The organism is Mesorhizobium sp. M7A.F.Ca.MR.362.00.0.0 (assembly GCF_004023175.1).
GTDB lineage: Bacteria > Pseudomonadota > Alphaproteobacteria > Rhizobiales > Rhizobiaceae > Mesorhizobium.
The window spans coordinates 1-211 of record NZ_RZTF01001259.1 but is presented as its reverse complement, the minus strand read 5'-3'; the positions used below and the strand labels follow the sequence as shown (position 1 = coordinate 211).

General features: G+C 32.7%; 1 protein-coding gene. It reads left to right on the top strand.

All coding sequences use genetic code 11. The annotated features are described in order from the left end of the window. Positions 1–211: hypothetical protein (locus tag EOC06_RS41360; protein ID WP_206631532.1), on the top strand; the 211-nt coding region annotated here is incomplete at both ends.

Genomic DNA, 211 nt, shown 5'->3' with positions numbered 1-211 from the left:
GAAGTATGTTGTTCCAAATGAAAAATATTACGTACCACCTAATGAAAAAGCAAATGAAACAAAGTTTATTTTACCATCACTCCCTCAACATTGGATTCTGAAAAGCGATGAACATTGGACTTATTGCTTACTTAATAATATCTCTCTGCCAAATCAAGGGTGGAAAATACACATAAGTTCTACTACAAATAGTGCACAAGATACATTAGCT